The sequence below is a fragment of the Oceanospirillum sediminis genome, assembly GCF_014164585.1.
Taxonomy (GTDB): domain Bacteria; phylum Pseudomonadota; class Gammaproteobacteria; order Pseudomonadales; family Halomonadaceae; genus Oceanospirillum; species Oceanospirillum sediminis.
The window spans coordinates 1-14297 of the sequence record NZ_JACJFM010000039.1; the positions used below are offsets into that span (position 1 = coordinate 1).

Annotated in this window: 10 protein-coding genes; 3 read left to right on the forward strand and 7 right to left on the reverse strand. The window is 48.1% G+C overall.

Features of this window, described 5'->3' with window-relative positions; translation table 11 throughout:
* The first annotated feature begins 480 nt into the window (after positions 1 to 480).
* Positions 481 to 2439, forward strand: coding sequence for a methyl-accepting chemotaxis protein (locus H4O21_RS20170; protein ID WP_182810702.1), 1959 nt, complete (start codon positions 481 to 483; stop codon positions 2437 to 2439).
* Between the two features lie 133 nt (positions 2440 to 2572).
* Here H4O21_RS20170 and prpF read toward each other — a convergent pair whose 3' ends face one another.
* From prpF to H4O21_RS20200, 6 genes are all read right to left on the reverse strand, one after another.
* Positions 2573 to 3769, reverse strand: a complete 1197-nt coding sequence (prpF, locus tag H4O21_RS20175) for a 2-methylaconitate cis-trans isomerase PrpF (RefSeq protein WP_182810703.1) — start codon at positions 3767 to 3769, stop codon at positions 2573 to 2575.
* A 323-nt stretch (positions 3770 to 4092) separates the two neighbouring features.
* On the reverse strand, positions 4093 to 6699 hold the full coding sequence (acnD, locus tag H4O21_RS20180; protein ID WP_182810704.1) for a Fe/S-dependent 2-methylisocitrate dehydratase AcnD: 2607 nt from the start codon (positions 6697 to 6699) through the stop codon (positions 4093 to 4095).
* 205 nt (positions 6700 to 6904) lie between these two features.
* On the reverse strand, positions 6905 to 8032 hold the full coding sequence (gene prpC / locus H4O21_RS20185; RefSeq protein WP_182810705.1) for a bifunctional 2-methylcitrate synthase/citrate synthase: 1128 nt from the start codon (positions 8030 to 8032) through the stop codon (positions 6905 to 6907).
* Between the two features lie 70 nt (positions 8033 to 8102).
* Complete coding sequence (gene prpB / locus H4O21_RS20190; RefSeq protein WP_182810706.1) at positions 8103 to 8993, reverse strand: methylisocitrate lyase; 891 nt, start codon at positions 8991 to 8993, stop codon at positions 8103 to 8105.
* 13 nt (positions 8994 to 9006) lie between these two features.
* Positions 9007 to 9705, reverse strand: coding sequence for a GntR family transcriptional regulator (locus H4O21_RS20195; protein ID WP_182810707.1), 699 nt, complete (start codon positions 9703 to 9705; stop codon positions 9007 to 9009).
* Between the two features lie 223 nt (positions 9706 to 9928).
* Positions 9929 to 10822, reverse strand: a complete 894-nt coding sequence (locus tag H4O21_RS20200; RefSeq protein WP_182810708.1) for an alpha/beta fold hydrolase — start codon at positions 10820 to 10822, stop codon at positions 9929 to 9931.
* Between the two features lie 205 nt (positions 10823 to 11027).
* Between H4O21_RS20200 and pabB the strand changes: the two genes are divergently transcribed.
* Positions 11028 to 12404, forward strand: coding sequence for an aminodeoxychorismate synthase component I (gene pabB, locus H4O21_RS20205; protein WP_182810709.1), 1377 nt, complete (start codon positions 11028 to 11030; stop codon positions 12402 to 12404).
* A 116-nt stretch (positions 12405 to 12520) separates the two neighbouring features.
* On the opposite strand, the gene thrH is transcribed toward pabB, so the two are convergent.
* Positions 12521 to 13138: a bifunctional phosphoserine phosphatase/homoserine phosphotransferase ThrH gene (gene thrH, locus H4O21_RS20210; RefSeq protein ID WP_182810710.1), complete on the reverse strand. Its 618-nt coding sequence runs from the start codon at positions 13136 to 13138 to the stop codon at positions 12521 to 12523.
* 424 nt (positions 13139 to 13562) lie between these two features.
* Here thrH and H4O21_RS20215 point away from each other — a divergent pair, with 424 nt between their 5' ends.
* Positions 13563 to 14294 carry a phosphoadenylyl-sulfate reductase gene (locus tag H4O21_RS20215; protein WP_182810711.1) on the forward strand — a complete coding sequence of 244 codons (732 nt, stop codon included), beginning with the start codon at positions 13563 to 13565 and terminating at the stop codon, positions 14292 to 14294.
* Positions 14295 to 14297 lie beyond the last annotated feature (3 nt).

Here is a 14297-nt window from a genome sequence, read left to right on the forward strand (position 1 = left end):
TAATCTTTTTTCCGATTCTTCCTGAGAAGAGAGAAAAGAACCTGAGAGAGACTTAAAAGTAAAACTCAGTAAAAACAATTGGTTACTGCTGTTCAGCGGGTCACCCCGTGACAGCGAGGGCGTATTATACGTACCCGGAAGCAGAGTACAACCCCCTGAGCAAAAATAAGTGCATTTTTTGTAAGTTTCTTTTCACACTCAAATCTTTAGCAAAAGATAGCCCAGCACAACAATTCAGACGCAAAACGACAGTTAGCTGTCGAATCCAGGCAAATCAGAAACAAACAATCCATGTAGACTAAAGTCTGCATCACTTTTATCGCATAAATGCCCAGCAAGCAAGAAACCCAGACAAGAAATTAACCCTCGCCTGGGTACTCAGACGCACTTTATCTGCGGTAATAACTCCTGATGCAACCTGGATTCCAACAGTACTGCTCCTGATAAATAAAACAGCCCCTAACAAAAGGCCTATCTGTTATGAAGATACGTACCAAGCTATTAGCCGTAATCACTGTATCTGTCATTATTCCTGTGTTTGTTGTTTCATCGTTTACCATTTACAAAACCAGTGAGACAGCTCTGGAGCATTTCAGTAGCAGCGCTTCAAAAGAGATCAACCAGATAGACAACTCCTTCGCTATTTTTTTCAAAAACATTGCAGACAATGTTTCCTTTCTTGCAGAACATCCACTGGCTAAAGATAACTCATTTCAGCTGTCAAACTTTACTCAGGGCCCTGGACAATTTAAAGGCCACATACAAACCGGAGGTAAAGAAGCTGAACTGTATACTCTTTACGAGCAGTTTGGTAACAGCCACCCGGGATTAGCCTATGTTTATACCGGCAGGACAGATGGAGGATATCTGGCCTGGCCTGATGTTCCAATGAAAGACCCCTACGACCCTCGAAAGCGACCCTGGTATAAAAAAGCAATGCAAACACCCGGAACAGTTGCTCGTACCAGCGCATACTACTGGGCAGGTGATGATGCAACCTATGTAGGTACAGTTAAAACAATCACTGACTCATCAGGCACAGTCATTGGTGTTCAGGCGATGGATGTTTCAGTGAAGCAGCTGACTGAAGTAGTAAAAAACATTCGCATTGGAGAAACCGGGCATGTTGTTCTGATTGAAGACAATGGTTCGGTATTGGTTGACCCTCTTATCCCTGAACACAATTTCAAAAAAACACAGGATATCACCACCCCTTTATTTACAGCTCTGCAGCAAACGAACTCAGGCCTGATTGAAACGGAGCGCAACGGAGAAAGCTATCTGGCTCAAATTGTACAGTCTGACTCTCTGGGCTGGAAATTCGTCGCCCTGGTACCCGCCAGCGAAGTATATGGTACAGCTAATCAGATGGCCGTACTTGCAGGTCTTATCGCTGCAGTTCTGAGTATTCTGTTTATTATAATTGGAGGCTTTCTGGCCGGACTAATCACGCACCCTATTGATATTATGGCAAAAATGTTGAAAGGCATCGCTGATGGCCAGGGAGATCTGACCATGCGCCTGGATATACAGAGCCAGGATGAAGTTGGTGAACTCGCACAATCTTTCAATAAATTTATTGCCAAACTGCAGTCAATTATTATCCAGATCATCGGCCTGACAAACGAACTGACAACAAGCTCCGTTGCTGCAGCCAGAAGCGCATCAACATCAACAGAAGAAGTCCGCAAGCAGCTGGATCAGATCACTATGATCACAGCTTCAGTAGAACAAATGTCTGCATCAACTCTGGAAATCGCTTCTAATGCAGCACTAACAGCCCAGACAGCCAATGAAAGCGCAGATTCAAGCCAGTATGGACAACAGGTCGTGTCAAAAGCACGTGAAGCAATTAATGGCCTGGCTTCAGAAGTCAGTAACGCTTCAGAAGTGATCAGTCGCCTGAATGAGCACTCTCAGCAAATCAACTCCATCCTGGGTACTATCCAGGATATTGCCGAACAGACTAACTTACTGGCACTTAATGCAGCAATTGAAGCAGCCAGAGCTGGAGAACACGGACGAGGATTTGCTGTAGTCGCCGATGAGGTAAGGGAACTTTCACAGAAAACCACAATATCCACAGAAGATATTCGGAGCATGATTACCACATTACAGAACACCACCCTGGAAGCCGTCAACATTATGCAAAGCAGCGAAAATATGGCTCAGGGTTCTGTCAGTGAGGCTGGCCAGGCTCATGACCAGCTGGTGCAGATATCAGACTCAGTCAACAATATCAGAGATATGGCTACACAAATAGCAACCGCTACAGAACAACAAAGTTCCGTCAATAAAAACCTGGCCGAAAACACTGAACTTATCCGCAGTATTGCCTGCCAGATCGCGGAAGATGCAGAGGCCAGATTACACCGCTCAAAAACCCTGCACCGATTATCCGAAGGTATGCATGAACAAGTCAGCTTATTTAAAGTCTGATCTCAGACCTGCTAAAGTATTTATGTGATCACTCATTCACTACAGAATGAGATGCCACAATTGAAAAATCCCCTTTTATTAAAGGGGATTTTTTATCGCCAGGTAAAGCTACAAATAGCAAACGGATCAGAGATCAGAAAGTATCACCGGGAATACGCACAAATCCTTCCATAACCACACGGGCACTACGACTCATTACAGCCTTCTTAGCAGTCCAATCACCATTGGACTGCTGCTCAGCGGCTGCACCAACACGCAAAGTACCAGATGGATGACCAAAGATTACCGCTTCACGCTCACCACCACCGGCAGCCAAATTAACCAGTGTACCCGGTACAGCGGCTGCAGTCGCGATCGCTACGGAAGCGGTACCCATCATAGCGTGGTGCAGCTTACCCATAGACAGCGCACGTACACAGACATCAATATCATCAGCAGAAATCTGCTTACCGCTGGAAGCTTCGTATGCAGTAGCCGGAGCCACAAAAGCGATCTTAGGCGTATGCTGACGCGCCACCGCTTCTTCGATATCGGAGATCAACCCCATTTTCACAGCGCCGTGAGCACGCACATGCTCAAACCACGCCAGCACATCAGCATTGCCGTTGATATCCTTCTGCAGCTCAGTACCGGTGTAACCAATATCTACTGCATTAACAAAGATTGTTGGGATACCGGCATTAATCATAGTGGTCTGGTAAGTCGCCGCAGGCTTATCACCAAAGGCAGGCACTTCCAGTTCATCTACCAGATTACCTGTTGGGAACATGGAGCCTTCACCATCCGCCGGGTCCATAAACTCAATCACAACTTCAGCAGCAGGGAAAGTTACACCATCCAGCTCAAAATCACCGGTTTCCTGTACTTCACCATTAGTGATTGGTACATGAGCGATAATGGTTTTCTGAATATTCTTTTGCCAGATACGTACCGTACAGATACCATTTTCCGGGATACGCTCTGGATCAACCAAACCACCACTAATGGCAAAGGCACCTACTGCCGCAGTCAGGTTACCGCAGTTACCGGACCAATCAACAAACGCTTTATTGATCGCTACCTGACCAAACAGATAATCCACATCATGATCGGGCTGAGTGCTTTTATCCAGAATAACGGTTTTAGATGTACTGGAAGTCGCACCACCCATACCATCGATCTGCTGACCGTATGGATCAGGACTACCAATCACACGCATCAGAATTTTGTCCCTTGCTTCACCGGGCTCCTGCGCCACTTCAGGCAGATCCTGACGACGGAAGAAAACACCTTTACTGGTACCGCCACGGAAATAGGTCGCTGGAATCTTAATTTGAGGTACGTGTGCCATATTTATGCTGTCCTGTATAACTGGGCGGTAAGTTATTCTTAGTCGTTTTACCGCGATTCAGAAAACACTTAATGATATCGCCGATAAACATCTGAATGACCAGATATTTACTGACAAGATAATTAAGCACTCTCTCGCTATCTTTAAGCTGCTCGTCGAGCCCGTACTTCTATTTGATTACTTTTAATTCTTTGTCTTTAACAAGCTCTAAAAGCTTTTACCTAACAGCGGTACAAAAAAGAATCGACCCACTGTGCTGCACGATAAAAACACAGCGGATCGATTGGTAATCAGCCACACCAAGTGCGACTGATTAACACCGCTTAAGCATTGCTTTGCAAGAAGTCTTTAGCAAACTTCTGCAGTACACCACCAGCTTTGTACACATGTACTTCAGCTGCGGTATCCAGACGACAAGTTACCGGTACTTCAACCTTCTCGCCGTTGGCGCGGTTGATGATCAGCGTCAGATCACAACGTGGAGAGATATCACCCTCAATGTCAAATGTCTCAGTACCATCAATAGCGTAAGTGTTGCGGGTATCACCGTCCTTAAACTGAACGGGCAGTACACCCATACCGACCAGGTTAGTACGGTGAATACGCTCAAAACCTTCAGCAACGATGGTTTCGACACCTGCCAGACGTACACCTTTCGCCGCCCAGTCACGGGAGGAACCCTGGCCGTAGTCAGCACCAGCTACAATGATCAGGTTCTGCTTACGCTCCATGTAGGTTTCAATCGCTTCCCACATACGGCTTTCAGTGCCTTCAGGCTCGATACGTGCCAGAGAGCCCTGCTTCACTTCACCGCTTTCATCACGAACCATTTCATTCAACAGTTTAGGGTTAGCAAAAGTGGCACGTTGCGCGGTCAGGTGGTCGCCACGGTGAGTCGCGTAAGAGTTGAAATCCTCTTCCGGCAGACCCATTTTCGCGCAGTATTCACCCGCAGCAGAGCTAGCCTGAATTGCGTTAGATGGCGACAGGTGATCCGTCGTGATGTTATCACCCAGTACTGCCAGTGGACGCATACCCTTCATGGTACGCTCACCTGCCAGTGCACCTTCCCAGTAAGGAGGACGACGGATATAGGTCGACATTGGACGCCAGTCGTACAGCGGGCTTTCTGCACGTTCAATATCGCCCAGATTAAACATAGGAATGTAGATCTGGTTGAACTGCTCAGGCTTAACCGCCTTAGCAACAATGGCATCAATCTCTTCATCGGATGGCCACAGATCTTTCAGCGTGATCTCTTTGCCATCAACAACTGCCAGCACATCCTGCTCGATATCAAAACGTACGGTACCTGCGATTGCGTAAGCCACAACCAGAGGAGGAGATGCCAGGAACGCTTGCTTAGCGTGCGGGTGGATACGACCGTCGAAGTTACGGTTACCGGACAGTACCGCCGTAGCGTACAGATCACGCTCAACCACTTCTTTCTCGATCACAGGATCCAGCGCACCAGACATACCGTTACAGGTTGTACAAGCGTACGCTACGATACCGAAGCCCAGTTTTTCCAGCTCAGGCAGCAGGCCCGCTTCTTCCAGGTACAGTTTGGCAACTTTAGAACCCGGTGCAAAAGAAGTCTTAACCCAGGGCTTACGTACCAGACCCAGCTCATTGGCTTTCTTAGCCAGCAGACCCGCAGCCACTACGTTGCGAGGGTTAGAGGTATTGGTACAAGAGGTGATCGCCGCGATGATTACCGCACCATCCGGCATCAGACCTTCTGCTTCTTCTGCTTTTGCAGCTGTCAGCATATCCTGACCAGCAATACCACGCTCAGTCAGCGCAGAGGTCGGCAAACGGCGGTGCGGGTTAGAAGGACCAGCCATGTTACGCACTACAGTCGACAGATCAAACTCCAGAACACGCTCGTATTCCGCATTTTCCAGATCCGTTGCCCACAGACCAGTTTCTTTCGCGTACTGCTCAACCAGTGCCACCTGCTCAGGCTCACGACCCGTCAACTTCAGGTAGTCGATGGTTTGCTCATCAATATAGAACATACCCGCAGATGCACCGTACTCAGGCGTCATATTAGACAGCGTCGCACGGTCACCGATAGATAGAGTAGCAGCACCTGGACCGAAGAACTCCAGGTAAGCAGAAACCACTTTCTCATTACGCAGGAACTCGGTCATCGCCAGTGCGATATCCGTTGCAGTGATACCCGGCTGGCGCTCACCAACAATCTTCACACCGACGATATCTGGCAGGCGCATCATGGATGGCAGACCTAGCATGACGTTTTCGGCTTCCAGACCACCGACACCAATTGCGATTACACCCAGTGCATCTACGTGTGGCGTGTGAGAATCGGTACCCACACAAGTATCTGGGTAAGCGATACCATCGCGGTTCTGGATCACCGGAGACATCTTCTCCAGGTTGATCTGGTGCATGATACCGTTACCTGCCGGGATCACATCTACGTTATCAAACGCAGTTTTACACCAGTCGATAAAATGGAAACGGTCATCGTTACGACGATCTTCAATGGCACGGTTCTTCTCGAATGCATCCGGATCAAAACCCGGTGCTTCTACCGCCAGAGAGTGATCAACGATCAGCTGAGTCGGAACAACCGGGTTAACCGCAGCCGGGTCACCACCTTGTTCAGCAATCGCATCACGCAGACCCGCCAGGTCAACCAGTGCAGTCTGACCCAGAATATCGTGACAAACCACACGTGCCGGATACCAGGGAAAATCCAGAGTACGCTCACGGTTGATCAGCTGTTTAAGGGAATCGGTCAGAGCCTCAGGCTCACAACGACGCACCAGCTGCTCAGCCAGTACGCGAGAGGTATAAGGTAAAGTAGCATAAGCACCGGGCTTAATCGCTTCAACAGCCGCACGGGTGTCAAAATAATCCAGCGAAGTGCCTGGCAGGGATTTACGGAATTCAGTATTCATAACTCGGGAACCCATTAAAAATGGTCAGAAAAGACGACAGGCGTAAGCCAGAGGGCAGACCTGTTTGCCTTTGCTGCAAATTATCAGTCAGGCTAATCAGGTAATCAGTTCTGGCTACCGGAGTATTCCGATAGCCAGAATAAAAAAGGCAGGGGCTAAGGGTAATTAGAGGCAAGTATCTTTAAATCCGGCCCCGCCTTATAAATCAGTCGCGATCTTCGATTGCAACCCACTCCGCACTTTCCGGACCGGTGTAGTCAGCAGAAGGACGGATGATACGGTTGTTAGCACGCTGCTCCATCACGTGAGCAGTCCAACCGGATGCACGGGAACATACGAAGATTGGCGTGAACAGCTTCGTTGGAATATCCATAAAGTGGTAAGCCGATGCATGGAAGAAGTCTGCATTACAGAACAGTTTCTTCTCGCGCCACATTACGGCTTCAACACGCTCAGAAACCGCGTACAGGTACTCATCACCTACCTGCTCAGACAGCTTCTTGGACCACTCTTTAATGATGGCGTTACGTGGATCAGACTCACGGTAGATCGCATGACCAAAGCCCATGATTTTCTCTTTACGCTCTAGCATGCCCATGATCGCTTCTTCTGCCTCATCAGCAGAACGCCAGTTTTCGATCATCGCCATAGCCGCTTCGTTTGCACCACCGTGCAGAGGACCACGCAGAGAACCAATAGCAGCGGTCACACAGCTGTGAATATCAGACAGCGTAGAAGCACAAACACGGGCGGTAAAGGTAGAGGCGTTAAACTCGTGCTCAGCGTACAGAATCAGAGAAGCGTGCATCACTTTAACGTGCAGAGGATCAGGCTTCTTATCATGCAAGGTCCACAGGAACTGCTCAGCGATAGACTCAGCATCCGTTTCTACATTGATACGCTTACCATTATGGCTGAAGTTGTACCAGTAGTTGATGATACTCGGGAAGATCGCCATCATACGATCAATGTGATCCGTCTGCTCAGAGAAGTCTTTTTCTTCTTCCAGATTACCCAGCATGGAGATACCGGTACGCATCACATCCATAGGGTGAGCATCAGCAGGGATCTGCTCCAGAACCACTTTTAGTGGCTCAGGCAGACCACGCAGAGTTTTCAGCTTAGCCATGTAAGCGTCCAGTTCAGCCTGGTTAGGCAGTTTTCCATACGCTAACAGGTAGGACACTTCTTCAAACAGGGCCTTTTCAGCCAGTTCTTTCATGTCATAACCGCGATAGGTCAGACCTGCACCGGTTTTACCGACAGTACACAGTGCCGTTTCACCTGCAGACTGACCACGCAGACCTGCACCACTTAACTTCTTATCTACCATTCTATGCTCCTTTGCAGTCGCTCAGAGAGTCTGATTATTTTTATTTACGTTCCAATCAATATGGCTTGACTTACTTGTTCTTACCTTCCGCAAACAACGCATCCAGTTTCTGTTCGAAATCGTGGTAGTTCAGGAAATCGTACAGTTCCATACGAGTCTGCATGGTATCCACTACCGCTTTCTGGTCACCATCACGCAGCAGGGCCTCATAAACATTCAGCGCCGCCTTATTGGCCGCGCGGAAGGCTGACAGAGGATATAACACCATTGTGGCGCCATTTTCAGCCAGTTCTTTAGTATTAAACAGTGGAGTCGCACCAAACTCAGTGATGTTCGCCAGCAGGTGTGCACCATTGATACCGTCGGAGAATGCCTTATAGTCATCCAGAGTATGCACTGCTTCAGCGAAGATACCGTCAGCACCCGCTTCCAGACACGCCTGAGCACGCTCTACAGCAGCATCCAGACCTTCCATCTGGAACGCATCAGTGCGCGCCATTACGAAGAAGTCATCATCAGTCCTGGCATCAACCGCCGCTTTAACACGATCAACCATCTCTTGCAGAGATACGATCTCTTTGTTTGGACGGTGACCACAACGCTTCTGCGCCACCTGATCTTCAATATGAACCGCAGCAGCACCAGCCTTAATCATCTCTTTAACGGTGCGAGAGATGTTGAAAGCACCACCCCAGCCTGTATCGATATCCACCATCAGCGGGGTATCTACAGCACTGGTGATGCGGTTTACATCAGCTACAACATCGTTCATAGAAGTCATACCCAGATCAGGCAGACCGTAAGAATGGTTAGCAACACCACCTCCAGACAGGTAGATAGCCTTATGGCCTACGCGCTCAGCCATCATGGCGTGATAGGCGTTAGTTGTACCAACAATCTGAAGTGGATTTGTTTCGGCCAGTGCCTTACGGAAACGAGCACCCGCGGTCAGCTTAGTCATGGGTTATTCCTTCTTAGAGTTGTTCTGCCTGAGATTCACGCAGTCGTTGTTCTACATTTTTTCGCGAGGCACTGATGTGCCTGCGCATCAGCATTTCAGCCAGCTCCTCATCCCTCTGCTCTATAGCATCAACAATTCGGTGATGCTCCTCAAACGCCCTTTTTGGCCGTGAACCTGAGGTGCTGAACTGATAACGGTACATCCTGACCAGATGATAAAGCTCACCACACAACAGCTCGGTCAGCTTTTCATTCTTACTTCCGAGCACGATACGGAAGTGAAAGTCCAGGTCCCCTTCTTTCTGGAAGTATCCTTTGCCTTCCTGAAGCTCTGCGGCCTCTTCATGTCTTGCCAGCAGCTCTTTAAGCCCCTGAATTTCTTCCTCTGTCATATTGCGCGCAGCGAGACGACAGGCCATACCTTCCATCGCTTCACGAACATCATAGATATCAAGAAGCTCTTCAAAGGAAAGAGATACAACCCTGGCGCCCACATGAGGAACACGCTTGATCAGGCGACGCCCCTCAAGACGACGAATTGCTTCACGCAACGGCCCCCGGCTGATACCATATTCCTTTGCCAGTCCTGGCTCAGTAATTTTACTACCCGGTGGAATATCACCTTTTACAATCGCGGTCTGAATTTGCTCAAACACCCGATCTGCGAGGGTACGGGTCTCACCCTCCTGGTATGCATACGGAACGTCTGACATAGTCAAAATGTTCTTCTTTTTAATTGTCGACAATTTTATTGAAGTGAACTTTAGACAGTTGCACTGTTATCGTCAAGCTGAACCAAAGTATTAGTTGTCAACAATCTAAAGCAAACTATATATCGCTAAAAATAAAATCATTTAAATTTCAACAACTTGAATAAAAAACAAAAACGCAACTCATGGGTCACGCCCGAAAGATTGTCGACGATCTTCAATAGCTTCACACCATATCGCTGACACTATGCTCTAATATGTCAGCAATCCGAGTCGGTTTCTGAAATGGCAGAGAATGGTCAGCGCCGGCCACCTCAAAGTACTGCCAGCTATTTCTATGCTCCTGCTGATACTGGTGGCAGGCCTTCATAGTATCGAGACTCTTGTTGCCGACAAAACTGATTACATTGCTCTGAGCAGCCAGTAAAGCTTCTCTGTCAAGCCGCCGGACTGCATCCGTAACAGCATCCAGCGCCAGAGAAAAACCCCGAACACGGTGCATCAGTCGGTGTACCGTGGCATGCTCAACTCTCAATGATTTAGAACGCTTCGGAGAAATAAGATTAAGAAACTGAGTAATACCTGGCTCAGGTGACTCACCTTCTCTCATCATCTGTGCCGCATGAGAATAGGATTCGCGTACCTGACACATTTCACTCAGGTCCGTTCTTTCCATAAATGCGGGTTCAAGCAAATAAGTATTAACAAACGCTGAGGACCGGCGTTGTTTCAATAACATGGCAGCCAGCCCTCCAAACGAGTAACCCGCCAGATCCATTTCGAACCAGCCCAGATAATCCAGCAGCGCTGATACATCCTCAACGACCTGCTCAATATTAAATTCTGGTTCACTCTGTTCCGCCTGCTCACGGGTCATCACCTGACCATTCTGCAGTGGCAAGCTGGCTCCCATTCCTCTGAGATCCGGTACCAGCACCTCTCCCCAGCTATGCAAATGGTGCAACGTGGGTTCCCAGGTAAATCCACCATCGACACCAGCACCGTGCAACATCAGCATTCTTCTGCCATGGGGATTTCTCTGATTACGATAGATCCGATAAAACATCCGGTAACCAGATATATCAGTAGTTCCCGTCTGACACTGGTAGTGCTCAGCCATATTTGCTCCTGTTCTTCTAACAATAAAATAGCAACAACCCGAATTATCTATACTTTCGTCTTAAACTTCATATTAAAATGCAATCCGAATCATCAGGTCTGCACAGACCTTTAGCACTCAGCCTGAGATTACATATCGAAAGATAGGCTGATCCGATAAAAGCGTTTAGAATAGCGCGTTTTTCCGAGCAATAGCCCCGAACTCTATGTCAGCAATCAGCATCATAAGCCTGCCTTACCAGAGCGGGACACACTACTTTCAGCAGATCCGCCATCTGACATGTCCTGTCTTACTGGACAGCGGTTATCCGGATAGTCCCTCCGGGCGGTTTGATATTGTCTCTGCCGAACCCGCAGAAAAGATTCATTATGAGCTGGACAGCCATATTCCAGCCCTGGATCAACTCCATAACCGGCTGAAAGCTCTCTGCCCGAATCCGAATGACCTGCCAGATACAGAGTTACCCTTTACCGGGGGCTTTATCGGCGGACTGAGCTATGATCTGGGTCGTCAGCTGGAAAGCCTGCCAGAACAGGCAAAGAAAGATACGGATTTTCCGGTACTGATTGGCGGTATTTATAACTGGGCCGTTATCTGTGATCACCAGAAGAAAAACAGCTGGCTGCTGGCACCTGAAACAGAGCTGGAACTCTGGCAAACCAGACTGACTGGCAGCTCTTCTGAAAACACACTGCCTGCTTTCAGAATTACAGCTCCGTTCCGCTCTCACATCAGCCAGCAAGAATACTGTCGACAATTTAGCACTATCATCGACTACATCAGAGCCGGAGATTGCTATCAGATTAATTTCGCTCAGCGCTTCAGTGCCCTGGCCGAAGGTGATTGCTGGCAGGCCTGGTTAAAAATGCGTGCAGCAACCCCGGCACCGTTCAGTGCTTATCTGGATTTTGACCAGCATAAAATCCTCAGTGTTTCTCCGGAGCGTTTTCTGGAACTGCACCAGGGCAGGGTCGAAACGAAACCGATTAAAGGTACTGCTCCAAGGCACGACAACCCTGTACAGGATAAAGCCATTGCAGACGAGTTAAGCAACAGTATTAAAAACCGGGCCGAAAACCTGATGATTGTCGATCTGCTCAGAAATGATCTGAGTCGGGTCTGTCAGCCAGGCAGCGTACAGGTTCCTCATCTTTTTGCTCTGGAAAGCTACGCTAACGTACACCACCTGGTCAGTACCGTTACCGGCAGACTACAGCTGGATAAAGATGCAACGGAATTATTGAAGGCCAGCTTCCCGGGCGGTTCAATTACCGGCGCACCTAAAATACGGGCCATGGAAATTATCGATGAACTGGAACCCCATCAGCGTAATATCTATTGTGGTTCCGTTGCCTATATTGATTTCAGGGGGCATATGGACAGCAGCATTACCATACGCACGATACTAGCCAGCCAGCAAGATGAAACACAGTGGCGTATGGATTGCTGGGCAGGCGGGGGGATTGTTTATGATTCAGAAGCCCACAGTGAATATCAGGAAACCCTGCACAAAGTTGGCAAGATTATCTCGTCTCTGCAACCCGATTTTCTAAACCAGACAGATTCTTCAACATCTGAATAAAGAGTTGTAGCGAAAAGCGGTCTTTCCCTATCAATCAAAAAAGCCGTACTGCAAACAGGCAGTACGGCTTTTATTATGATCAGTCGAGTCAGCTGATCACCAGACAGGTCCGTATTTTACTTTGTCAGATTACGGTTACTGGCTTTCAGGAACTCATCTTTCAGGTCTTCGTAACTATGCACTGCCGGGAACTGAGGGAATTCCGCAATCACATTATCCGGAGCATGGAACAGAATACCGGATTCAGCCTGTGCCAGCATTGTCGTGTCATTATAAGAGTCGCCTGCAGCAATCACACGGTAGTTCAGCAACTGGAAAGCTCGAACAGACTGCCGTTTAGGATCACGCTGGCGCAGCGTATAATCGGTAATACGCCCCTCATCATCTACTTCCAGTTTATGGCACAGCAGTGTCGGATAACCCAGTTGTTTCATCAGAGGCGCAGCAAACTCATAGAAAGTGTCAGACAGAATAACCAGCTGAAAACGTTCGCGCAGCCAGTCAGTAAATTCTTTTGCACCTTCCAGGGGTTCAAGCTCTGCAATCACAGCCTGAATATCAGGCAGCTTCAGGCCATTTTCGTCCAGAATACGCAGACGCTGTTTCATCAGCACGTCGTAGTCAGGAATATCGCGAGTCGTCGCTTTCAGCTCTTCAATGCCGGTTTTTTCCGCAAATGCGATCCAGATCTCTGGGATCAGTACACCTTCAAGGTCAAGACATGCCAGTTCCACGGAATGGTCCTTTTACTTATTTATAAGGATAGTTTTATGGCGTATTCAGAGGTCACAGACAAGCACTCAATGAACTGTGACTCTGGCCGGAGCACAGGTTATCACAGATGGCATAACAAGTCAGAAGACCTCCAGGCAGGAGAACTACCACTATAGGCTAATGCAGATAATCAGCCAGAATACAGATCGGAAACCGGTGAGCAGCTGAAACGAAGCGTCTCTGTAACAAATAGCCATGCTCTCAGAGAGCCAACAGCCATACATTTCAATACTTTTGTTCAGGTAAGTAATAATCATAGAAGCACTTTTTATTTATTTTTCTTATAAACAGCTGATACCTTATAGCTAAAAATACATAACATGTGCGAAACCCTGTGTTCGCCAGCCGTATTGATGAGATTCACCCTGTTTAATGGGATAAGAGATGAGCCAATTTAACGCAAACCAGTTTGCTCTGGAAAACGATACCGAGTCCCCTAAGAAAATCATTGCTCAGGCTTTTGAGCAGTTTGACAATATCGCTATTTCCTTCAGCGGTGCTGAAGATGTTCTATTAATTGAGCTGGCCTGCAAGGTCATCAAAGACCGTAGCAAGATCAGAGTATTTTCACTGGATACTGGACGCCTGCACCCGGAAACCTATCGTTTTATCGACAAAGTTCGCCAGCATTACGGCATTACCATCGATATAATGACACCAGAACACAACGCCCTGCAGAACTTTGTCCGGGAAAAAGGGCTGTTCAGCTTCTTTGAAGATGGTCATCAGGAGTGCTGTGGTGTACGTAAAGTAGCGCCATTACGTCGCAAGTTGTCGACTCTGGATGCCTGGATCACCGGTCAACGCAAAGATCAGAGTCCTGGCACACGAAATAATGTCCCTGTTGCAGAGAATGATACTGCCTTTGGTACTCCGGAAAGCCCTCTGGTGAAATTCAATCCACTGGCAAACTGGAGCTCAGAGCAGGTATGGGATTTTATTCGTATGTTTGATGTGCCATACAATGAACTGCATGAAAAAGGCTTCACCAGTATTGGTTGTGAACCCTGCACCCGAGCAGTATTGCCAAACCAGCATGAGCGGGAAGGCCGCTGGTGGTGGGAAGAATCAACGCATAAAGAGTGCGGCCTGCATTCCGGTAATCTGCAGAAATAATCT